The sequence below is a fragment of the Vibrio sp. 704 genome, from assembly GCF_033339295.1.
Map to the genome: position 1 here is coordinate 326,100 of NZ_JAWOUH010000003.1, position 21,537 is coordinate 347,636.

20 protein-coding genes are annotated in these 21,537 nt (G+C 44.0%); 9 read left to right on the plus strand and 11 right to left on the minus strand.

The genetic code is table 11. The features are described from left to right. Nucleotides 1-67: 67 nt before the first annotated feature. The 3 genes from R7R24_RS07485 to R7R24_RS07495 all read right to left on the minus strand — a co-directional run bounded on the left by R7R24_RS07485 (nucleotide 68) and on the right by R7R24_RS07495 (nucleotide 2,529). Nucleotides 68-727 (minus strand): OmpA family protein, encoded by a 660-nt coding sequence (locus R7R24_RS07485; protein ID WP_005377956.1) that lies wholly within the window; start codon nucleotides 725-727, stop codon nucleotides 68-70. A gap of 217 nt (nucleotides 728-944) precedes the next feature. Further along, the gene (locus R7R24_RS07490) at nucleotides 945-1,640 is read right to left on the minus strand and encodes a DUF2786 domain-containing protein (protein ID WP_005377954.1); all 696 of its coding nucleotides are present in this window, start codon (nucleotides 1,638-1,640) and stop codon (nucleotides 945-947) included. Nucleotides 1,641-1,848: 208 nt separating this feature from the next. After that, nucleotides 1,849-2,529: a DUF3334 family protein gene (locus tag R7R24_RS07495; protein WP_005388843.1), complete on the minus strand. Its 681-nt coding sequence runs from the start codon at nucleotides 2,527-2,529 to the stop codon at nucleotides 1,849-1,851. A gap of 261 nt (nucleotides 2,530-2,790) precedes the next feature. Here R7R24_RS07495 and R7R24_RS07500 point away from each other — a divergent pair, with 261 nt between their 5' ends. Beyond that, nucleotides 2,791-5,826, plus strand: a complete 3,036-nt coding sequence (locus R7R24_RS07500) for an FAD-binding and (Fe-S)-binding domain-containing protein (RefSeq protein ID WP_054577919.1) — start codon at nucleotides 2,791-2,793, stop codon at nucleotides 5,824-5,826. A 73-nt stretch (nucleotides 5,827-5,899) separates the two neighbouring features. Beyond that, on the plus strand, nucleotides 5,900-6,361 hold the full coding sequence (locus tag R7R24_RS07505) for a methyltransferase family protein (RefSeq protein ID WP_054577918.1): 462 nt from the start codon (nucleotides 5,900-5,902) through the stop codon (nucleotides 6,359-6,361). Nucleotides 6,362-6,471: 110 nt separating this feature from the next. Here the strand turns inward: R7R24_RS07505 and R7R24_RS07510 are convergent, their stop codons facing one another. The 6 genes from R7R24_RS07510 to hutC form a co-directional block, all read right to left on the minus strand. Next, on the minus strand, nucleotides 6,472-7,197 hold the full coding sequence (locus tag R7R24_RS07510) for a DUF3581 domain-containing protein (RefSeq protein ID WP_054577917.1): 726 nt from the start codon (nucleotides 7,195-7,197) through the stop codon (nucleotides 6,472-6,474). A 335-nt stretch (nucleotides 7,198-7,532) separates the two neighbouring features. Further along, nucleotides 7,533-9,068 carry a histidine ammonia-lyase gene (gene hutH, locus R7R24_RS07515; RefSeq protein WP_017821814.1) on the minus strand — a complete coding sequence of 512 codons (1,536 nt, stop codon included), beginning with the start codon at nucleotides 9,066-9,068 and terminating at the stop codon, nucleotides 7,533-7,535. Between the two features lie 11 nt (nucleotides 9,069-9,079). Next, complete coding sequence (gene hutU, locus R7R24_RS07520; RefSeq protein WP_054578031.1) at nucleotides 9,080-10,777, minus strand: urocanate hydratase; 1,698 nt, start codon at nucleotides 10,775-10,777, stop codon at nucleotides 9,080-9,082. A 73-nt stretch (nucleotides 10,778-10,850) separates the two neighbouring features. Further along, nucleotides 10,851-11,861, minus strand: a complete 1,011-nt coding sequence (gene hutG / locus R7R24_RS07525; RefSeq protein ID WP_054577916.1) for a formimidoylglutamase — start codon at nucleotides 11,859-11,861, stop codon at nucleotides 10,851-10,853. 1 nt (nucleotide 11,862) lies between these two features. Then, nucleotides 11,863-13,113 (minus strand): imidazolonepropionase, encoded by a 1,251-nt coding sequence (gene hutI / locus R7R24_RS07530; RefSeq protein WP_054577915.1) that lies wholly within the window; start codon nucleotides 13,111-13,113, stop codon nucleotides 11,863-11,865. Nucleotides 13,114-13,242: 129 nt separating this feature from the next. Then, nucleotides 13,243-13,950: a histidine utilization repressor gene (hutC, locus tag R7R24_RS07535; RefSeq protein ID WP_017634851.1), complete on the minus strand. Its 708-nt coding sequence runs from the start codon at nucleotides 13,948-13,950 to the stop codon at nucleotides 13,243-13,245. 248 nt (nucleotides 13,951-14,198) lie between these two features. Here hutC and R7R24_RS07540 point away from each other — a divergent pair, with 248 nt between their 5' ends. Continuing rightward, nucleotides 14,199-14,942, plus strand: coding sequence for a sporulation protein (locus R7R24_RS07540; RefSeq protein WP_017821818.1), 744 nt, complete (start codon nucleotides 14,199-14,201; stop codon nucleotides 14,940-14,942). Between the two features lie 6 nt (nucleotides 14,943-14,948). On the opposite strand, the gene R7R24_RS07545 is transcribed toward R7R24_RS07540, so the two are convergent. Continuing rightward, nucleotides 14,949-15,926 (minus strand): DUF3187 family protein, encoded by a 978-nt coding sequence (locus R7R24_RS07545; RefSeq protein ID WP_053303168.1) that lies wholly within the window; start codon nucleotides 15,924-15,926, stop codon nucleotides 14,949-14,951. Nucleotides 15,927-16,329: 403 nt separating this feature from the next. Between R7R24_RS07545 and thrS the strand changes: the two genes are divergently transcribed. From thrS to R7R24_RS07575, 6 genes are all read left to right on the plus strand, one after another. Further along, on the plus strand, nucleotides 16,330-18,258 hold the full coding sequence (thrS, locus tag R7R24_RS07550) for a threonine--tRNA ligase (RefSeq protein WP_005395892.1): 1,929 nt from the start codon (nucleotides 16,330-16,332) through the stop codon (nucleotides 18,256-18,258). A 3-nt stretch (nucleotides 18,259-18,261) separates the two neighbouring features. Beyond that, nucleotides 18,262-18,813, plus strand: coding sequence for a translation initiation factor IF-3 (gene infC / locus R7R24_RS07555; RefSeq protein ID WP_080276913.1), 552 nt, complete (start codon nucleotides 18,262-18,264; stop codon nucleotides 18,811-18,813). Between the two features lie 121 nt (nucleotides 18,814-18,934). Then, nucleotides 18,935-19,129 carry a 50S ribosomal protein L35 gene (gene rpmI / locus R7R24_RS07560; protein ID WP_005377932.1) on the plus strand — a complete coding sequence of 65 codons (195 nt, stop codon included), beginning with the start codon at nucleotides 18,935-18,937 and terminating at the stop codon, nucleotides 19,127-19,129. Nucleotides 19,130-19,169: 40 nt separating this feature from the next. After that, on the plus strand, nucleotides 19,170-19,523 hold the full coding sequence (gene rplT / locus R7R24_RS07565) for a 50S ribosomal protein L20 (RefSeq protein WP_004727974.1): 354 nt from the start codon (nucleotides 19,170-19,172) through the stop codon (nucleotides 19,521-19,523). Between the two features lie 189 nt (nucleotides 19,524-19,712). Next, on the plus strand, nucleotides 19,713-20,030 hold the full coding sequence (locus R7R24_RS07570; RefSeq protein ID WP_005377919.1) for a heavy metal-binding domain-containing protein: 318 nt from the start codon (nucleotides 19,713-19,715) through the stop codon (nucleotides 20,028-20,030). A 366-nt stretch (nucleotides 20,031-20,396) separates the two neighbouring features. Beyond that, the gene (locus R7R24_RS07575; protein ID WP_005377917.1) at nucleotides 20,397-21,206 is read left to right on the plus strand and encodes a helix-turn-helix domain-containing protein; all 810 of its coding nucleotides are present in this window, start codon (nucleotides 20,397-20,399) and stop codon (nucleotides 21,204-21,206) included. Here the strand turns inward: R7R24_RS07575 and R7R24_RS07580 are convergent. Then, nucleotides 21,199-21,384 carry a hypothetical protein gene (locus R7R24_RS07580; RefSeq protein WP_005377915.1) on the minus strand — a complete coding sequence of 62 codons (186 nt, stop codon included), beginning with the start codon at nucleotides 21,382-21,384 and terminating at the stop codon, nucleotides 21,199-21,201. The two genes, R7R24_RS07575 and R7R24_RS07580, sit on opposite strands and share 8 nt — an antisense overlap. Nucleotides 21,385-21,537 lie beyond the last annotated feature (153 nt).

Consider the following 21,537-nt stretch of genomic DNA (forward strand, 5'->3'; position numbering starts at 1 on the left):
AGGCCTAACGATAATGGTTAGGCCTGCTCCGGTAATTTTTTATTATTACCGTTATGGTGCAACCAAATTACTTCAGTGGCAAGATCTGGATTTCAACACGACGGTTGCACGCACGACCTTCAGAAGTTTGGTTTGAGCAAATTGGGTTACGTTCGCCGTAGCCGCGTGCAATTGCACGACCAGGTGCAACGTTTTGAGATACTAGGAATTGACGTACGGACTCTGCACGGCGCTCTGACAACGTTTGGTTGTATGACTCACTACCTGTGCTATCCGTGTAACCGTCAATAACGAGACTGGTATCTGGGTACTCAACTAGGATGCGAGCAACACCGCGTAGAGTGTTATGGATACTAGCATCAAGCTGGTAAGAGCTTGAAGAGAAGCCGATACCGTTTTCCATACGCAGTAAAAGCTGATTTTCACCAACACGCTGAACTTGTACGCCAGAGTTTAGCAAAGCGCGACGTAATTCCGCTTCTTGTTGGTCAAAGTAGTAACCAACGCCAGCGCCAGTCGCTCCGCCTGCGGCTGCACCAATGAGTGCATGCTGACGACGTTCTTTAGCATCATCACCCGTTGCTAGGCCGATTGCTGCGCCAGCGATCGCACCAATAAGCGCGCCTTGCGTGGTGGAGTTAGTTTCGTATTCACCCGTTGTTGCATTTTGGCGTTGAGTGGCTTGACAGCCAGTAAGAGCTAGCACTAGAGCTAGTGCAATAGGCATCTTTTTCAAGGGAAAATCTCCGTATAAAACTGAGGCGAAACCATGCCTCATAATGGGATGCGAATTATGAATAAACAAGCATTGATATTTGTTATGAGAAAGTAAGATTGATAAGAGTTTCTGTAAGAAAATTCCTATCAATACTGCCAAAGCTCTCAAAGTAAGCCCCATCGACATCGAAGTCATTGCTGCTTATGTGAATCCTTTACTATTCTGGCTATTTCGATGAATCGCCCAACATTTTGCGTGCTTGTTCGCCGCCCACTCCACGGTTAACTGAAACCTTTCTACCTTTCTTTAAGCCCACTTCGTAGTCTTCAGTTAGGTTTTTCATCGCTTCTTTCAATTGCTTCTTGAACGTTTCGCGGTCAATGTTTTGGAATTCTTTATCAATATAGTCATTAATTTTATTGGCCGACTCTTCATCTGGAGAAATAATTGGCAATTTTTCAATCGCGCCTTCCACCCAGCCAGATACAAATGAGTTCACACGGCGAGTCACTTCCTGAGAAGAGGTGCCGGTGCCAGCAAAGCTGTTTCGGAATTGTCCGGTACTTTCGTTCATCTCGCGATAAACAATATCGAAAGCAAATGCAGCAAAAATAGCGCGATCTGCTTCACCGATAAATTCGACACGTTTGAGCCCTTTGTGATTCAACAATACTGCTTCGACACCGAATTTTGTGTTAATGCCGCGAATCACTCGCAATATGGTAGAACTGATGTTCGCTGGTAGCAGATGAGAAGATTGTGTTTTTCCCATTCTGATGAACTCAATATCGTCTTTATCGAGACCATATTTAAGCATGAGGCGATGTGCCATTTTGATAGCATTGGCAGCCTCATTAACATTAGCGGAATTGCCCAGTTCTAAGCACTTGGCGATTTTTTTCAGAGCTTTTTGTTTATCCATCGACAACCAGTAACGAAAGCAGAAAATTTATGAAGTCAGATATATTACCTTTTTTGACATAAAAACGAAATACAAGGTGGGACTGAAGATAATTTCTGCACATAAAAAGAAGCCTCGCATTAAGCGAGGCTGGCGTTTTAGTTCGTCGTAATCAGTATGAAGCCGTACTTGTGTCTAAGAAGCCATTCTTCATTAAGATTCGTTAGAATTACAACCCGAGCTGGTTGAGCAAGTCATCGGCATCATCGTTTGATCCCGACGATTTAGATTCTTTCTCAGCCAACTGTTTACGTGTTGCTTCTAAAATGTCGTCTGGGTTTTCGTCTTCAGCAACTTCAAACTCTTCCAGTTGGATGAACTCAGTTTTATCCATTGCTAGCTCGAGATAGAAAATATTGTTGTTTTCGGTGGAGAACGTCACTCTGCGCGCTTGAGGGCGGTCAAGGTTGGTATCAACTTGTAAGATAACTTGCTTATTCAGCGCCAGCATTTTTGGTTGGTTTTGTGTGATGTTCGTTTGCAGGTCTTTACGAATTTTATTAGTGAAGTCTCCGACCAGTTGATTCATGAGTTCACCCAGAACATCGCCTACCTCGTCAGAAGTATGAGATATTGCCAGTTCTTCTTCTGGCATGCCCATATTACGCATGTAGTTGGTGTAGATCTCCAGTGCGGCTTTTGCCGTAAAATTAATCACAACTAGCCCGGTAAATCCGCCATCAAACAGAACAAAACAGCCAAAATCTGGTTTGAGGCTAGTCTTGTGGATTTTTTGCACCATTGCTGAATAATTTACTTGAGAAGATGTCGCCGAAGTAAGTACGCCAGAAACAGACTGGCAAAGTTTGAGAAGGATATCTTCAGTGGTCACAATTTTATTTTTTTTCATTCTGAAAACTCATCTAGAAACGCGATTCGTTCCCCAATGTAAGGCATCAAGCGTGAAAAAATAAAGCATAAGTTTAATTATTGTATCGAGATTCTGATTTGCTCGTCTTTTTAAATGTTGTAAAGTGACGAAATTCAAAGAATATTACTTCACTAACTCTTTTGTGGTGTTTTTTCGCTTAGCGCCAATTTGTATGAGAAGTGAGCAAATAATTACACAACCCGCAGCTGATCGGATCAGCGTCGTAGGGGCAGGAAGCAAATGTTACCAAGATTACACTCGCAAACTGATGTCGATCCTCTTGTTCTTAGTTTTCTGAAAGAGCTTGAGCACGCCGGATTCACTGGTGATATCGAAAGCCAATATTCAAGTCGACTAGCGGTTGCCACTGACAACAGTGTTTACCAGCAACTTCCTCAGTCTGTCGTTCATCCCAAAACGACAGAAGATGTTTCTCTCCTCGGGAAACTGAGCAATAAAGAAAAGTACGAACGAATTACCTTTTCACCTCGTGGTGGCGGCACGGGGACCAATGGTCAGTCGCTAACCAAAGGTATTGTGGTGGATATGTCTCGCCACATGAACAAAGTGCTTGAGATTAATGAGAAAGAAGGCTGGGTTCGTGTACAAACTGGTGTAGTGAAAGACCAGTTAAATGACGCAGTTCGCCCTTATGGCTACTTCTTCTCTCCAGACTTATCTACCAGTAACCGTGCAACGATTGGCGGCATGGTCAACACCGATGCTTCTGGTCAAGGTTCTCTGAAATACGGGAAAACATCCGATCATGTTTTGTCGCTACAAGCGGTGTTTGCTGATGGCTCAGTTTTAGAATCAGATCTGTCCAACGGCTACCCAAAAGAAGGCGAGTTTGCTGCCAAGGCGCTACGAGTAACGGAATCCGTATGTCGTGAAAAACGCCAGCAGATCGTAGATAAGTTTCCTCCTCTTAACCGATTTTTAACGGGCTACGATTTAAAAAATGCCTTGAATGAAGACGACGACCGTTTCGATATCACACGAGTACTGTGCGGCGCGGAAGGTTCATTGGCATTTATTACCGAAGCAAAGCTTAACCTGACGCCAATTCCGAAAGCACGTACTTTGGTTAACGTTAAATACAACAGCTTTGATTCTGCACTGCGTAATGCACCGTTTATGGTAGAGGCGAAAGCGCTGTCTGTAGAAACCGTTGACTCAAAAGTGCTTAATCTCGCGAAGCAAGATATCGTTTGGCACACCGTGAGCGATTTACTTACCGATGTTCCAAATAAAGAGATGCTTGGCATCAATATGGTGGAATACGCAGGTCAGGACGAAGAGGAAGTTGCTGCTCAGGTTGCAGCGTTGACCGCCAAGCTCGATACCATGTTGGAAACAGAAGAAGCGGGCATTATCGGCTACCAAGTTTGTAATGATGTAGCGAGCATTGGGCGTATTTACAACATGCGTAAAAAAGCGGTGGGTTTGTTAGGCGCAGCAAAAGGTCGTGCTAAACCGGTCGCATTCGCTGAAGATACCTGTGTGCCACCAGAAAACCTGGCGGACTTTATTGTAGAGTTTCGAGAGCTGTTAGACAGCAAGTCTCTGAATTACGGCATGTTTGGTCACGTCGATGCTGGGGTGCTTCACGTACGTCCTGCGTTGGATTTGTGTGACCCGCACCAAGAAGCATTGATGCACGAAGTGTCTGATGAAGTGGTCAAGCTGGTGGCGAAATACGGTGGTTTGATGTGGGGTGAACACGGCAAAGGTTTCCGTTCAGAATATGGCCCTGAGTTTTTCGGCGACGAGTTGTTTACTGAACTGAGACGTGTGAAAGCGGCATTCGATCCACACAACAAAATGAACCCGGGCAAAATCTGTACACCGCTGGATAGTGATGCAGAGCTTGTCAAAGTTACCGATACCAAACGTGGTTACTATGACCGTCAGATTGACGTTCAAGTACGTGACAGCTTTAAACAAGCGATGGAATGTAACGGTAACGGTTTGTGTTTTAACTACGATACTAGCTCGCCAATGTGTCCATCGATGAAAGTAACAGCCGATCGTCGTCATTCACCGAAAGGTCGTGCGGGTTTGGTTCGCGAGTGGTTGCGTCAGCTCACTGAACAAGGCATTGATATCCTTGACTTAGAAAAGCAAACGCTAGAAAACAGAACATCAATCAAAACCATGATTGACCGTGTACGTCATTCTATCAATCGTCGTCACGAGTATGACTTCTCTCACGAAGTGTATGAAGCGATGAATGGTTGTTTGGCGTGTAAAGCGTGTGCGAGTCAGTGTCCGATTAAAGTCGATGTTCCGAGCTTTCGCTCGCGCTTTTTAAACATCTATCACTCTCGTTACCAACGTCCTGCAAAAGACTATCTGGTTGCCAACATTGAGACTATGCTGCCGATGATGGCGAAAGCGCCAGGTGTCGTAAATGGTGTTTTGAAGCAGTCGTGGGTGAAAAGTTTAACGGCATCTACGGTCGGGTATGTCGATGCGCCGTTGTTATCAGTACCCACCTTGAAACAACGAGTAGAGTCGCTGACAACGCCTTATGATCTGCAAGCGCTCAGTGGTTTGTCTTCGTCTGAAAAGAGCAAGCATGTTTTAATTGTTCAAGACCCATTCACTAGCTACTACGACGCTGATGTCGTTGAAGACTTCGTTAAGTTATTGAAAAAGCTGGGTATGCATCCGGTACTTCTGCCGTTTAAGCCGAATGGTAAAGCACAACACATTAAAGGGTTTTTACGTCAGTTTAAGGACACAGCAGCCGACACAGCGAAGTTCTTGGCGATGGTAGCGGATTTGGATATCCCATTAGTTGGTGTCGACCCTGCATTGGTGCTGTGTTATCGAGATGAATACGCTGAAGTGCTTGGCAGTAAGCGAGGTAATTTCGATGTACTAACAGCCCACGAATGGCTTTACCCAAGACTAGAAGCGTTTGAAAGCGGAGAGCATAAGGCGCAGGAACCTTGGTATCTGTTTGCGCACTGTACTGAAAAAACCAAAATGCCAAATGCGGAAAAAGAGTGGGGCGCTATTTTTGCTCACTTTGGTGCAGTTTTGAATACGGTACCTGTTGGTTGTTGTGGTATGGCGGGTACGTTTGGTCATGAGGTTGATAAGTTGTCGATGTCGAAAGATATTTACAATTTAAGCTGGAAGCCAAGCTTAGATAAGTTGGATAACGAGAGATGTTTGATTACAGGCTATTCTTGCCGCAGCCAAGTGAAACGCTTTGAAGGAACGAAGCCCAAGCATCCCGTTCAGGCATTGTTAACTTTGTTGTAATCGGACTAAATCAAGCCCAGTTTTACTGGGCTTTTTAGAAACCGTACTTAGACCCTTTCAAAGGATATGAATCTTGAGAAAACTTGAACTCAAAGTCCCACCTGTTGCGGTGTTTTTGCTAGTCATACTTTTGATGTACGGACTTAAAGTTTTGACGCCGAGCATGAACATTCGAGTCCCCTTTGTTGAATTTGTAGTAGGTGTATTAACTTTGTTGTCTGGCTACATGAGCATTGCTGGCGTGTATGAATTTCGCAAAGTAAAAACCACAGTGAACCCAGTAAAACCTGAAGCGGCATCTTCTGTTGTAAGAACTGGTGTGTTTGCCTTTTCACGCAACCCTATGTACACGGCATTATTGCTTCTAATCATAGCAACTGGTTTGTGGTGGCAGCACTTGAGTGTGGTGCTTTGTGGCGTGATATTTGTCAGTTATATGAATCGGTTTCAAATCAAGCCTGAGGAACGCGTTTTAGAGCGATTGTTTGGTGAAGAGTATGTGGATTATAAAAACCATGTTCGTCGTTGGCTCTAAGCATTGCGTTTAGTTTTGTTTGGATGAGACATAAAAAGAAAGCCCAACGGTCGACGTTGGGCTTTCTTTTAGTAAACACGTTTTTTGTGCGCTTCTGATAGGGCAGTCGACTAGGCTGCCTTAACGAACTTTGCTAGGAATGCATCCTTACGTTCATTAAAGCGGCGTACAAGGTCGTCAACCGCTTCTTGGTCATATGGCTTCAAGCCACTTGCAACCATGCGCTTAATACCTTTACCAACGACTTCACCGTCTTCTTTGAACGCAAAGTTTAAGGTGACTACACCTCGTTTTCCTTCTACGTCGAATGTTGCGCCAGTGAAATCCACCTCTGGATGCGTAAGGTCTAAGCGTGAAAATTCGACTTCCATGCTTTCATAAATAACTAATGGACGCTGGCAGTTAATCATCATTTGCTTCTCTTCCATAAGAGGAACCATGATGTGAGGGAAGTTCATACCAGAAAATTGCACGTAATTTGTCACTACATGCTCAATAAATGCCGGATCGTGGTTAGTTTCACCTTCACGGGACATGTGTAAGTATTCTTTACCTGCCTCGTCAACAACAGCGCTTTCTTTGTCACACTTATTTTCAATATGAAGTGCTACACCATCGTTTACCATGCCAGAGAAGTTAAAACGCATCTTTTGGCTAACGCCTTCTTTACTAAGAAGCACAGCGAAAAGTAAATCTCCAGGGACACAAAAGCGTTTGTTGTCTTCATCATGAATTGGGTTGTAGTCATCTGCGACACGTTTTGCAAAGTGGCTTGCTTGTTCGCGAGTGAACTGAAACTGGTGATTAGTGTTTGAAAAATAAGGTGTTAGAAACATAATTTTTACGTAGTAACCAAAACTGTGTGGGATTATATGCGAATATCTGCGTAGCAATGGTCCATCCAGTGAAAACTTCACCGTATCCTAACAATAAGACACTATTTCGGCGGATAAACCGTTAAAAACGCATACTTTAGCAACGCTTTTATTTGTGAAAACAATAAACAACGACCTTTTCGCTCGCCTATCTTTTAAAGTATAGCCATCAAAGTAGACAGGCGTTCATAAATAGTGCCATCAACATGTTTAATCGTATGTAAAAAGGCTCCACGCTGAACGTAGAGCCTTCAAGTCATTATCTGTTTATTCGATGAAATGCCAGTTATGCTTGGTTATTGAACACTTGGTAACAAGCTCTCTGGCATGAGCGTGTTGTGGATAGCCAGCTTAAGCAGAGTATTTGCCTGTTCAATGTCTGGAGCAAAGTAGCGATCTTTATCGTAGAACGATACTTTTTCACGCAACATTTGTTTCGCAATCTCGATACGCTCAGAGGACTTGTTTGGTGCTCTAAAGTCTAGGCCTTGTGCTGCTGAGAGGTATTCTACCGCCAGAATACCGCGAGTGTTTTCGCCCATTTCTTTCAATCTGCGAGCCGCGAATGTTGCCATTGACACGTGATCTTCTTGGTTTGCAGATGTTGGCAAGCTGTCTACTGACGCTGGGTGAGCGAGTGTTTTGTTTTCACTTGCTAACGCAGCAGAGGTAACCTGAGCAATCATGAAACCAGAGTTCACACCACCATTGTCGACTAAGAACGGTGGTAGTTTTGATAGCGCGCTATCGATAAGTAATGCCATACGACGTTCAGACAAGCTACCGATCTCGGCAATCGCAAGTGCTAGGTTGTCGGCTGCCATTGCAACAGGCTCCGCGTGGAAGTTACCGCCAGAGATGATGTCACCATCTTCAGCAAACACCAACGGATTATCTGATACGGAGTTCGCTTCTACTTGTAATACTTCCGCCGCATTGCGGATTTGCTGTAAACACGCGCCCATCACTTGAGGCTGACAGCGCAAAGAATACGGGTCTTGTACTTTTTCACAGTTAGTGTGCGAATCACCTATTTCACTCGATGTGTCTAACAAATGACGGTATGCGAGTGCTGCGTCCATTTGGCTGCGATGACCACGTACACGGTGAATGCGCGGATCGAATGGACGTCGGCTGCCGAGAGCGGCTTCAACAGACATTGCACCACAAACGGTTGCTGACGCGAAAAGGTCTTCCGCGATAAACAGGCCTTCCAATGCGAACGCTGTGGATGCCTGAGTCCCATTTAGTAGCGCTAAGCCTTCTTTTGGCGCCAGAGTGATAGGCTCTAGACCTGCGATTTTTAATGCTTCTTGCCCGGAAATGATTTTACCGTTGTGGCGAGCTTGTCCTTCTCCCAGTAATACAGTGCTCATATGGGCTAGAGGAGCTAAGTCACCTGATGCGCCAACAGAGCCCTTTTTAGGTACACAAGGGTAAACTTGTGCGTTGACTAGGTCGGTCAGCATATTAATGACTTTTAGGCGAATCCCAGAAAAGCCACGAGACAGACTATTGATTTTTAATACCATCATCAGACGAACCGTTTCATCTGACATAAACTCACCGATACCTGCCGCATGAGAAAGAACGATACTGCGTTGCAGTGTTTCTAAATCTTCTGGTGCTATTCGTGTGTTAGCCAATAGCCCAAAACCAGTGTTAATTCCGTAAACCGTTCGATCTTCCGCGATGACTCGGTCTACGACCTGTGTGCTTTCTTCAATGGCCGGAATGGCTTCAGGATCCAAAGTAAGGTTGACTGGTGAACGGCTCACTTGGCGTAGTTCGTTTAAGCTAATATGACCTGGCTTTAGCGTTAAATTTAACATCTCTTTCATCCTTACTTGAGCTTCTTCAGTTCTTCGTTGAGCATTGGCAAATCTAGCCCTTGCTCTGCTGCACATTGTTTAGCGATATCGTATCCCGCATCAGCATGACGCATCACGCCTGTTGCTGGGTCGTTATGCAGCACGCGGGCAATACGTTGTGAGGCATCTTCACTGCCGTCACAGCAGATAACCATACCTGAGTGTTGCGAGAAGCCCATACCTACGCCACCGCCGTGGTGCAGTGAAACCCAAGTTGCGCCGCCCGCCGTGTTGAGTAGCGCGTTTAATAATGGCCAGTCTGATACGGCGTCAGAACCGTCCATCATACCTTCGGTTTCACGGTTCGGGCTTGCTACAGAGCCAGAGTCTAAGTGATCTCGACCAATGACAACGGGCGCTTTAAGTTCGCCATTTTTCACCATTTCGTTGAATGCTTGACCAAGACGCTCACGATCTTTAAGACCAACCCAGCAAATACGCGCAGGTAAACCTTGGAACTGGATGCGTTCGCGAGCCATATCTAGCCAGTTATGTAAGTGCGGATTATCTGGAATTAGCTCTTTTACTTTTTGGTCGGTTTTATAAATGTCCTCAGGATCGCCAGAGAGAGCAGCCCAACGGAAAGGACCGATACCTTCACAGAATAGAGGACGAATGTAGGCTGGAACGAAGCCAGGGAAATCAAATGCGTTTTCTACGCCTTCTTCCAAGGCCATCTGGCGGATGTTGTTACCGTAGTCGAGTGTTGCGGCGCCGCGATTTTGCAGCTCTAACATCGCTTGAACTTGCACAGCCATGGATTTTTTCGCTGCTTTTACGACCATTGCTTCATCTTGCAAACGCATTTCTGCTGCGTGAGACATGCTCCAGCCTTGTGGTAAATAGCCATTGAGCGGGTCGTGTGCAGACGTTTGGTCTGTTACTACATCAGGCGTGATATTACGTTCTACCAGCTCAGAGAAAACGTCTGCTGCATTACCTAGTAGACCAACCGATACTGGTGTGTCTGACTCTTTAATGATAGCTAGCGCTTCATCTAAAGAAGTCGCTTTCTTATCGACATAGCCTGTACGTAGGCGGTAATCGATACGTGACTCATCACACTCTACTGCAATCATGGAGAAGCCCGCCATTGTACCAGCGAGAGGTTGAGCACCACCCATGCCACCGAGACCACCTGTTAGAATCCAACGGCCCTTTGCTTCACCGTCAAAGTGTTTTTTTGCAACAGATACGAACGTTTCGTATGTGCCTTGTACGATACCTTGCGAGCCAATGTATATCCAGCTGCCAGCGGTCATTTGGCCGTACATCATCAAGCCTTGTTTATCGAGCTCGTTGAAGTGTTCCCAGTTTGCCCAATGCGGAACAAGGTTTGAGTTTGCGATAAGCACGCGTGGGGCATTTTTATGAGTAGGGAAAACACCAACAGGCTTGCCTGATTGAACTAAAAGCGTTTGGTCATCTTCGAGTCTTTCAAGTACTTCAACAATCTTGTCGTAACATTCCCAGTTTCGCGCTGCTCGGCCAATGCCGCCATATACAACCAGTGAATGTGGATGTTCTGCAACATCAGGATCAAGGTTGTTCATCAGCATACGAAGAGGGGCTTCGGTTAGCCAAGATTTTGCGCGCAGTTTATCTCCGTGAGGTGCACGAATTGTTCTGCTTGTATCAAGTCGTGGATCTTGTCCCTGGCGCTGTGTCATTTCAGACTCCTTTAGTTTCTCGTGATGACCAAGTACTTGCTTGGTCGTAATAATCAGTGGCATCTGGGATGCATTATGGTTTGTGCTGTTTTTCCGCCATTGCGTTGGCGATATCCCAACACAAACGGGCAGCTAATCGTGCTGTTTGACTATCGACGTCATAATTTGGGTTGTATTCGGCGATATCAGCCAGCATTAACTTATTTTTGTAATGAAGAATTCGATCTAAAAAGGGTGCAATAGTGTCGTAACTCACTCCCCGAGCTGCTGGTGCGCTGACTCCAGGTGCGGTTGCGGCAGGAAATACATCCAGATCAATGGTCAAATAGAGGTAGTCACAGTCGTCAATAAAATGCTGAAGCTGAGTTAAGTGATAACTGTGGTTTAAGTAGCAGAGCTGATTGTCCTCTACATACCAAACATTTAACGCATCTGCTTTTTCAAATAGCGCTTTAGTGTTGCTACTGCGGCTTACACCAATACAAGCGTAATGAAAGTCCCAATCGTTACGTTGACAAAAATGGTGAATTTGGTTGAAGGGTGTACCAGAGCTCGGTCTTATGTCGGCGAGGTTGCTCTCAAATGCGCGCAAATCGAAATGAGCATCGAAATTAATAATGCCGATTTTAGGCTTCTTCTCTGGATAGTGCTCTTTAAAATACCCCGCTAAGCCGGAAAAGGAGGCCCACGCAATCTCATGCCCACCACCTAGCACGATGACTGGCGTATGGGGCAGTGCGCTTGAAATAGTTGCTGCACATAGAGTTTGGCTCTCTTCCAGTAAGTCGTCTTCACACACCACAGTACCTAAGTCATATAGCGGGGCGTCTTGGTGCCATGCTAAATTAGCGAGTGCTCGTCGGATTAAGTCTGGCGCTTTTTTCGCGCCAATGCGTCCTTTGTTTCTCGCAACGCCAGCGTCGGTAGCAAAACCGAGTAATGAGACGCCATGCGCAACGGCACTCAACTCATCTGCTTTTTGGCGTTGAACAACGTGATGAATTCGCTGACCAAGCTTGCCGTCCTCGGCATCATGACGACCTTGCCAATGAAATAGGGGAGAGTGTAGGTCGAACTGAGACATATTATTGGCCTCCGTGTGAAATGTATTCACCATTTACTATACGACCTACCAGACGTTTTGCTCCGACTTGATAGCTTAAATCCGCAGGGCTTTCGATATCCCAGATAGAGAAGTCCGCATCAAACCCTACTTTGATTTCGCCACGTGAGTTTTGATAACCCAGAGCTTTGGCTGCATGTTGCGTTACACCACGCAGTGCTTCTTGCGGTGTAAGGCGAAATAGCGTGCACGCCATATTCAGCATGAGTGTGAGATCAGAAAATGGTGATGTACCTGGGTTGACGTCCGTAGCAATTGCCATCGGCACGTTATGCTCTCTCAACAACTCAATCGGTGGTAACTGAGTTTCTCTTAGAAAATAAAAAGCGCCAGGCAATAGAGTGGCGACGGTGTTTGATCGAGCAAGTGCTTTAACACCTTGCTCATCTAAAAACTCGATGTGATCCGCTGACAGACCGTTGTATTGCGCAGTGAGGGCTGTACCACCGAGATTAGAAAGTTGCTCAGTATGCCCTTTAACCTTTAAGCCGTGGCGTTTTGCAGCTACAAACACTTTTTCTGTTTGTTCAAGATTGAAACCAATCGATTCACAAAAAACATCGACACTCGTAGCTAATTCTTCCTTTGCGACAACAGGGATTATGTCCTGACAAATGTGCTCAATATAATCATCTGCACGACCTTGAAACTCTGGCGGAATAGCGTGAGCGGCGAGAAGTGTAGTGGTGATTTTAACTTTGCGCTCTTGTTCAAGCATTTTGGCTGCACGGAGCATTTTTACTTCATCATTCAGTGTCAATCCGTAGCCTGATTTCACTTCGACAGAAGTGACGCCGCTCGCGAGTAGCCCGTCTAAACGTGGCAACGCTAACTCAACTAATTGCGCTTCGGTTGCTGAACGCGTCGCATGCACCGTTGAAAGTATCCCACCGCCTTGTTTGGAAATTTCTTGATATGGCACGCCGTTTAAGCGCATTTCAAATTCGTTGGCACGATTGCCCGCGTAAATAAGATGAGTGTGGCAGTCGATCAAACCTGGCAGAACTAACTTGCCTTGAAGGTCGATACTCTGAGGGTAATGTTGGGCAGACAGCAGAGACTCGGTTTGCGGTGCGTCTTCACCAATGGCACAAGTACTGATCGCAACGATTTTTCCAGATTGAATACCAATGCGCGCTGGAGGCGTTGGAAGGTATCCGCATTCTCCCGATTGCATGGTAACTAGACGTGCGTTTTCAATCAGCAAATCCATGTTTGTGTCCCTGTGTTTATTTGTATCATTAAATGTATATACAAATAAATAGAGCAAAATAAGAACACTGACAAGATTGATGTTGCTAAAATGTGATCAAAACGTAGATCTAGAGGACAAATCTTGTCCTTAAATGAGCACTTTTGAGCTCAGCTTATATTTGTTACCAGGGTGATAAAGTAGGGCGGTACTGACTAACTTATCTTGGCTCCACGTTCTGCGATTCAAGAGAAGGCAAGGTTCATTGGCTTGCATTTTTAAGTCTTGCTTAATACGGCTTTCAGGCACAATTGCCTCTACAGTATGTTCTATCGCGCTGAGTGGGCAATTATCTGACAGGTATTGATTTGGAGTGATTTGTGTGAAGTCTTGATTTAAATAACTCGGGGCATATTGGCTATTCACCCAGCGGAGCTCCAATTGAATCGGCGTTTGGTCTTCATAGTGAATAATTTCACTGTAAAACACTGTCGTGCCTAACATAACGCCGAGTTTTGTCGCAATGTTGTCATCTGCTTTTATAGCAATCTGTTTGAGCACTTTACTGCCATACTTTCGCCCTCTATCGCTGACTTCTTCGGCAATGTTTCGAATGTCTAGCAGGGGAGATTCTGACTTTTCACCAGGATCACACACGAACGTGCCTAAGCGTGGGCGACGTTGTAATCGGCCCTCATTAACTAAATCCCGAATTGCTTTGTTCACTGTCATTCTACTGACACCAAATTGCTCGGTAAGCTCAATCTCGGTGGCGATGCGATGACCAACTACCCACTCTCCAGCCTCAATTTTATCCAGGATAAATTGTTTAATTTGAATGTAGAGTGGTGCAGACATAATCATTTTCCTTTATTTGACTATACAAATACTGCTTAATTTAGGTACAAATTGCAAACATTTCTCGACGAATGTACCGCTTAGTGACCGAACAATCCTATTGCAGGGCTGAATGACTCTTGCTGTTGAGCATTATTTGGCTTGATGATTGAATTCAAGCATTTTCTTGTGGTCTATTGCTTGCACAGCAGAAAACAATTGTGTAAATAAACGATTATTAGAAGAAAAATCGCTAAAAAAGGAAAAGTATGTTTAAAAAATTGAAAGCATCACTGGGGATCGGCTCTGCAAAAGTAGATACCATTTTGGACGAAATGAGCGTGTTTCAAGGAGCGACGCTGAAAGGGCATGTTCATATCAAAGGCGGAGACGTCGAACAACAAATTGATGCTATTACGATTAAATTGAACACGGAAATGAAAGTCGAAGTGGATGATAGCGTAAGTTACCAAACGTTCACTATTGATCAATTGAAAGCAGTTGACCCTTTTGTGATTCAACCTAATGAAGAAAAGCAGGTTCCGTTTGAGCTAAAATTGCATGATGAAACGCCAATTACTGCGGTTAGCGCACTTAAGAATCAATGTCATGTTTGGGTTGAGACGACGTTAGATATTGATTTTGCAATTGATCCGCGTGATCGTGACTATATTGAAGTGAAACCACTACCAGTAGCATCTCGGGTTATTCAAGCGATCGAGCAAGCTGGCTTCACTATGGTTAAAGCCGATGTTGAAAAAGGCTTTTTGCGCGGTGGCTCGTTTGCCTCTCGCTCTGGTATTTATCAAGAGCTAGAGTTCCGTAACAGCGGCTTTATCTCATCAAAAGAAATTGAGCTCTCTTTTATTCTGGAAGGGCAGGTCATGCATTGTTTGGCAGAGATTGACCGTTCGCTCAGCTTGGCCGGTGACCAATATCGCTCGTTTACGTTGCCGATCAATGCAACCGATGCTCAAGTCGCAGCCGCAGTTGCACCAACGCTAAATCTATAGCTCTCATCACCTTGATGAAAATATGTACCGATATCCTATTGTGAAAGCGATATCGGTACTGTTATCCATGTTTCTTGCGTTCTCTACGGCTAAAAACTCAAGCGCTGAATTTTCCATTAGATATCGATAGCCCAATACCAGTTCATTAGAGGCATCAGCAAACTCTGTGGGTCCTTCTGTTGACCCTTGATACCAATGATATTCCAACATCAGGTGATGGTTATCTTCTAAGGCATAACGGTACCCACCCGCAATGGCAATCGTATTATGTCGATAGGGCAGATCGAGCAAGGCACGGTCATCCGAGCGAAAAGTCATGCCAATCATCGAATAAAATGCATGAGCATCACTTAAGTAGCTGTAGTTTAATTGGAAGCCTTGCTCGAAACTGCTACCTTGAAAAGTGCCGTGAGCCACATCGTTAAAATACAAACTGCCGCCAATCGATAGGCCGTGATGTTCATTTTGGAACACTTGATACTGTAAGTAAGTAGATAGGTTATTGGCCAGTGTTTGTCCTTCGAAATCATCTTCAAGCACATCATATTGCGGCATTGAAATGTAAAAACGATCTCTGTCTACTTTATCCCGCCCATTTTGTCCGATACCGAAAAGTTTATGGAAGCTTTTCGTCAGTCCATCTAAATGGTTGTCAGCGGCAAAGACCCATCGATAGTTGAGCTCCAACTGCCAACGGTTGCTGACTTGCCATTTGCTGCCTAATTCGATTTGATTGTGGTAATAATCCAGTGCGTATTCATCAGTATGAGCCCAAACACTTGCCACGGTTCCTGAACCATAGGCTTCGACAAAACCATAGGGCAGACTATGTCCTGAACGCAGTATGTTGGTGTGACTAACCACTTGCATTGGGGATTGTGCGTAAGAACGCAGCGGGCCATATAAGTCATTTGATGCGAAGGCTTGCAAAGAACATATCGAGGTGCTTAGAAGCACCATAAAGCGCGATTTGAAATAGACCATGATGAATACCTACATACAAACTACTCTATAAAACAACTATATACCTAAATCGCACGTTGAGCTCTCGCCCAGCGTGTTAGGCTTTGTATCGGTTCACACGTAATAGGGGATATTGTAATTTGTTGTGTAAGTTCATTGAGGGGCAATTCCATTCATCAGCTATGCGGTCTCTTAAAAAAGCATGATCAGATTGTCGTGACGGGTCTGCGGTTAAGTTCTTATGACAAAACAAAATCGCGCTTTGCATTCTAAATGTGAGCTAGGTACAATCCCATTTTCGATAACGGTCCGGTATTCGTGTTACCGAGAGGCCTTTATTGACTCTCAACTATTTTCAACAAATAGCTTCTAATTTGAATAACATGTGTTGCTTGGTGTGCAACACCACTGTAAAGGACATAGCATGCCTATTATTACTCTTCCTGACGGCAGTCAGCGTCAATTTGACAACCCAGTTTCTACTATGGAAGTTGCGCAATCGATCGGTCCTGGTCTTGCAAAAGCAACTATCGCTGGTCGTGTAAACGGTAACCGCGTTGATGCGTGTGATCTAATTGAAGAAGACGCAAGCCTTGAAATCATCACAGTTAAAGATGAAGTAGACGGTCTAGAAATCGTTCGTCACTCTTGTGCTCACCTTCTTGGTCACGCTCTTAAGCAGCTTTACCCTCAAGCTAAAATGGCGATCGGTCCAACCATCGACAATGGCTTCTACTACGATATCGACTTAGACGAATCTCTAACGCAAGAAGATCTTGAAAAGATTGAAAAGCGTATGAAAGAGCTAGCGAAAACCAAGTACGAAGTGGTTAAGAAAAAAGTAAGCTGGCAGGAAGCGCGTGATACGTTTGAATCACGTGGCGAACCATACAAAGTGGAAATCCTAGACGAAAACGTATCTCGTGATGATCGTCCAGGCCTTTACCACCATGAAGAATACATCGACATGTGTCGTGGTCCTCACGTTCCTAACATGAGCTTCTGTCAACACTTCACTTTGCTGAATGTTGCAGGTGCTTACTGGCGTGGTAACAGCGACAACAAAATGCTTCAACGTATCTACGGTACGGCTTTCCACGACAAGAAAGCACTGAAAGCGCACCTAACTCGCCTAGAAGAAGCGGCGAAGCGTGATCACCGTAAGATTGGTAAGCAACTCGACCTATTCCACATGCAGCAAGAAGCACCGGGTATGGTGTTCTGGCATCACAATGGTTGGTCTATCTTCCGTGATCTAGAAGTATTCATCCGCGCTAAGCTAGATGAGTACGGTTACCAAGAAGTGAAAGGTCCACTTATGATGGACCGTGTTCTTTGGGAACGCTCTGGGCACTGGGACAAATACGCTGATGCAATGTTCACAACTTCTTCTGAGAACCGTGAATACGCGATTAAGCCAATGAACTGTCCAGGTCACGTACAGATCTTCAACCAAGGTCTAAAATCGTACCGCGACTTACCGCTACGTATGGCTGAGTTTGGCTCATGTCACCGTAACGAACCATCTGGTGCACTACACGGTATTATGCGTGTACGTGGCTTTACTCAGGATGACGCTCACATTTTCTGTACTGAGAGCCAAATTCAAGAAGAAGTAACAAACTGTATCAAGATGGTGTACGATACGTACCAAACATTTGGTTTCGACAACATCGTAGTGAAACTGTCTACTCGTCCAGAGAAACGTGTAGGTTCAGATGAAATCTGGGATCAATCTGAAGAAGCATTGAAGCAGTCTCTTGAATCGATGGATATTCCATACGAAATTCAAGAAGGCGAGGGTGCGTTCTACGGTCCTAAGATTGAATTCACACTATACGATTGTCTAGACCGTGCGTGGCAGTGTGGTACTGTCCAGCTAGACTTCAACCTACCAGGTCGCTTAGGTGCAACTTATGTAGGTGAAAACAATGAACGTCTTGTACCGGTAATGATTCACCGTGCGATTCTAGGTTCACTAGAGCGCTTCATCGGTATCCTTATCGAAGAATATGCTGGTTTCTTCCCAACTTGGTTGGCGCCAGAACAAGCAGTTCTTATGAACATTACTGATAAACAGTCAGGTTATGTTCAAGAAATAGTACAAAAACTACAAAAAAGTGGAATTAGAGCTAAAGCGGACTTGAGAAATGAGAAGATTGGCTTTAAAATCCGCGAACATACTTTGAAGCGTGTACCGTATATGCTTGTTGTTGGTGACCAAGAAATGGAAGCTGGCGAAATTGCAGTGCGTACTCGTAAAGGTAAAGATCTTGGTAAATTTAAAGTGGATGATTTTATTGCATACATCCAAGACGAGATCTCTAGCCGTAAGCTCAATCTGGAGGAATAAGCTATTAAAGGCGGAAGACGTGGCCAACAGCCGGTAAAACAAAACCCGCACCGTATCAACGGTGAAATTCGTGGTATTCGTGAAGTTCGACTAACAGGCGCTGACGGTGAATCAGTTGGTGTTGTATCGATTCAAGAAGCCATTGCAGCTGCTGAAGAAGCTGGTATGGATCTCGTTGAGATCAGTCCTAACGCCGAGCCACCTGTTTGTCGTGTGATGGACTATGGTAAGTTCCTCTTCGAGAAGAGCAAAACTGCTAAAGAGCAGAAGAAGAAGCAAAAGCAGGTCCAGATCAAGGAAGTAAAATTCCGTCCTGGAACTGATATTGGAGACTATCAGGTAAAACTACGCAACCTGACGCGTTTCCTTGAAGAAGGCAACAAAGTGAAAGTAACAATTCGCTTCCGTGGCCGAGAGATGGCACACCAAGACATCGGTGTTGACGTTCTAAATCGTCTTAAGGAAGATACTGCAGAAATTGCTGTAGTTGAATCTTTCCCTAAGAAGATTGAAGGTCGCCAGATGATCATGGTGCTAGCCCCTAAAAAGAAGTAATTAACGGCTCATCAAGTAATTAAAACCTAGCCGCTTTCCTTTCGATAAAGGCATAACGGCTAGGTTTTGTTCGCCCTAATTACGTTGTTTATTAAACCTACTCAATGCGGAGTTATTCATCATGCCTAAGATGAAAACCAACAAAGGTGCTGCTAAGCGTTTTAAGAAAACTGCTGGTGGTATTAAGTACAAGCACGCTACAAAACGTCACATCCTGACTAAGCGTACTACTAAGAACAAGCGTCAACTACGTCCGAATGCAATCCTTCCAAAATGTGAAGTGGCTGCAGTAATCCGTATGTTGCCATACGCTTAATTCTTTTTAGTTATCAATCGTTTAGTTTAGGAGAAGCATAATGCCTCGCGTAAAACGTGGTGTACAAGCTCGTGCACGTCATAAGAAAGTTCTAAAACAAGCTAAAGGTTATTACGGTGCGCGTTCACGTGTTTACCGCGTAGCTTTCCAAGCAGTTACTAAAGCTGGTCAATACGCTTACCGTGACCGTCGCGCTAAGAAACGTCAATTCCGTCAACTATGGATTGCACGTATCAATGCGGCATCTCGTCAAAATGGTCTATCTTACAGCCGTTTCATCAATGGTCTTAAGAAAGCATCTATCGAGATCGACCGTAAGATCCTTGCGGACATCGCAGTATTCGACAAAGCTGCATTTGCAGTTCTAGTTGAAAAAGCGAAAGCTGCTCTTTAATTAGCAGTTTAGGATTAAGAGAAGGAGAGCATTAGCTCTCCTTTTTTATTGCTAAAATTTATACCCAAATGACTTTTAGCTTGGCTATTTAGAGTATTGTTTATCAGTCTTCTCAATTTATTGGTTAGCATCTTATGTTAGTTATAAGGTAGCTTGGGTATAAATTTTTACGTTTATAAGGGATTAAAAATGATCTACACAACGACCGAAAGCATTCCTGGCAAGCAGATCTCTGAAATCAGAGGGGTTGTAACTGGTAATGTTGTTCAATCAAAGCATATTGGCCGTGACCTCATGGCGGGTATCAAGAGCATTGTTGGCGGCGAAATTCGTGGTTACACGGAAATGATGACCGACGCGCGTGATATTGCTATACAGCGCATGGTGGCGGACGCTGAATCTAAAGGTGCCGATGCAATTGTAGGGATTCGATTTACCACAAGCTCAATCGTAGATGGTTCTTCGGAAATTTTGGCATTTGGTACTGCAGTGAAACTAGCGGACTAGTCTACTTGAATAGCATTGCAAAAATGCTAATAGAGAGCGGTGAATTATTATGCATTTACCGTTCTGTTCCTTTTAGGTTAATTATTCTAGATTTTTGTAGAGAGAATAGGTTTATATTCTCAACTTTACGTTACTATTAAAATTAATCACGATGATTTAGAGTAATTGCTTCACTTTTATTTTGCATATTATTTTATATCTATAATGAAATTGAATTCATATTGAATTTTTCATTTGTTGTGTGAATTCTCTTTTCAGTATATTAATTCATGTTTTTCTTATAAAAATATGAACTTATACCTTGCCAAGCGGTTCTAAATTGTTACAAATACTATACAGCTGTAACATTGCCAAAAGGAATTGTAGATGAGAGATCTGACTCCCGAATACTTGCTAGCCGCATTACGCCAAGCGATTAAAACAAAAGGGCTAACATATCGAGAGCTATCTGAGAAAATGGGTATGCCACTATCTACCTTTAAGAGACATCTTACAAGCACGAATCTCGCTTTAGATAAGTTGCTGGAATATTGTAGAGCGGTTGATTGCACGTTAGATGAACTACAAAAGCTCGCAAATCAATTGCAAGGTGAAGACGAGGATTACTTTAGTCGCACACAGGATGAAGTATTCTTTCAATTCCCTCACCTTTACGACTTTTATCGTGAATTGAGAATGTTACGAGGTAAAGACGGCTATTCTATTTTAAAGAAAAAGTATGACTTGTCTGAGCAGAGCATGTCCGATTACTTAAAAGCATTAGAGTTGTTGGATCTCGTTTACGTTGATGAAGATAAAAATATAACGCTGCACGGACCTTTATATTATAGCTATGCAGAGAACTCCAAGCTCAACGACAAATATACCGAAATCATAAAAGAGCAGACGACTACCCACGATAAGTGTGTTCGCGTTGCTTTGGCGCGTATGAAAATTACCGAAGAACAGCTTTTGTTACTGGAAGATCAAGTCGCAAAGACCGTCATCGATTTTCATTCCAAAAATGTTGTAGCAGAGAACTTTAATGTCTCTGATTTTACTAATATTGTTCTACTTGCTGGGCCACATCAGCCAGTCACATTCTCTGACGGCATTATTGAGACAGAGGGGCGATTTATTGATGATATTCGTTATGCCATCGCATCTGCAGGTGATAAGCCAAGCCTATCTATATAGATTTTGAGCCTTTTTTGAAGAGAGTTTCTGAAAGGGCGTTGCAAAAGAAAAAGCCTAAGACAGCAAATACTTTGTAAGTAGGGCATTCAGCGGTGTTTGCTCTTAATTCAGACTTAAAGTGTTTTGGGCTTATTTCGAATAATACCTGTTCAGCATCTACTTTCGTTATTTTTAACATGCTGATTTCCTTCGTTGTTCCTCCCAAAGCCTCTCTCGCTTCCTCTACAAAGAAACCATTCTCGTTGAACCAAGCATTCTGTAGCTACTTGGGTATGCATAATTGGTGGCTATTTATCTTCTAATTATAAATTCATACTTGAAATGTTTGTTT

What these genes read in the sequence shown, in the direction of transcription:
- R7R24_RS07500 (WP_054577919.1), top strand. Translation starts at nt 2,791, where the DNA reads ATGTTACCAAGATTACACTCGCAAACTGATGTCGATCCTCTTGTTCTT.
- R7R24_RS07485 (WP_005377956.1), bottom strand. Translation starts at nt 727, where the DNA reads ATGCCTATTGCACTAGCTCTAGTGCTAGCTCTTACTGGCTGTCAAGCC.
- hutG (WP_054577916.1), bottom strand. Translation starts at nt 11,861, where the DNA reads ATGTCTCAGTTCGACCTACACTCTCCCCTATTTCATTGGCAAGGTCGT.
- R7R24_RS07575 (WP_005377917.1), top strand. Translation starts at nt 20,397, where the DNA reads ATGAGAGATCTGACTCCCGAATACTTGCTAGCCGCATTACGCCAAGCG.
- rpmI (WP_005377932.1), top strand. Translation starts at nt 18,935, where the DNA reads ATGCCTAAGATGAAAACCAACAAAGGTGCTGCTAAGCGTTTTAAGAAA.
- hutH (WP_017821814.1), bottom strand. Translation starts at nt 9,068, where the DNA reads ATGTTAAATTTAACGCTAAAGCCAGGTCATATTAGCTTAAACGAACTA.
- rplT (WP_004727974.1), top strand. Translation starts at nt 19,170, where the DNA reads ATGCCTCGCGTAAAACGTGGTGTACAAGCTCGTGCACGTCATAAGAAA.
- R7R24_RS07580 (WP_005377915.1), bottom strand. Translation starts at nt 21,384, where the DNA reads ATGTTAAAAATAACGAAAGTAGATGCTGAACAGGTATTATTCGAAATA.
- R7R24_RS07570 (WP_005377919.1), top strand. Translation starts at nt 19,713, where the DNA reads ATGATCTACACAACGACCGAAAGCATTCCTGGCAAGCAGATCTCTGAA.
- R7R24_RS07495 (WP_005388843.1), bottom strand. Translation starts at nt 2,529, where the DNA reads ATGAAAAAAAATAAAATTGTGACCACTGAAGATATCCTTCTCAAACTT.
- R7R24_RS07545 (WP_053303168.1), bottom strand. Translation starts at nt 15,926, where the DNA reads ATGGTCTATTTCAAATCGCGCTTTATGGTGCTTCTAAGCACCTCGATA.
- hutC (WP_017634851.1), bottom strand. Translation starts at nt 13,950, where the DNA reads ATGTCTGCACCACTCTACATTCAAATTAAACAATTTATCCTGGATAAA.
- hutU (WP_054578031.1), bottom strand. Translation starts at nt 10,777, where the DNA reads ATGACACAGCGCCAGGGACAAGATCCACGACTTGATACAAGCAGAACA.
- thrS (WP_005395892.1), top strand. Translation starts at nt 16,330, where the DNA reads ATGCCTATTATTACTCTTCCTGACGGCAGTCAGCGTCAATTTGACAAC.
- R7R24_RS07510 (WP_054577917.1), bottom strand. Translation starts at nt 7,197, where the DNA reads ATGTTTCTAACACCTTATTTTTCAAACACTAATCACCAGTTTCAGTTC.
- R7R24_RS07540 (WP_017821818.1), top strand. Translation starts at nt 14,199, where the DNA reads ATGTTTAAAAAATTGAAAGCATCACTGGGGATCGGCTCTGCAAAAGTA.
- hutI (WP_054577915.1), bottom strand. Translation starts at nt 13,113, where the DNA reads ATGGATTTGCTGATTGAAAACGCACGTCTAGTTACCATGCAATCGGGA.
- R7R24_RS07490 (WP_005377954.1), bottom strand. Translation starts at nt 1,640, where the DNA reads ATGGATAAACAAAAAGCTCTGAAAAAAATCGCCAAGTGCTTAGAACTG.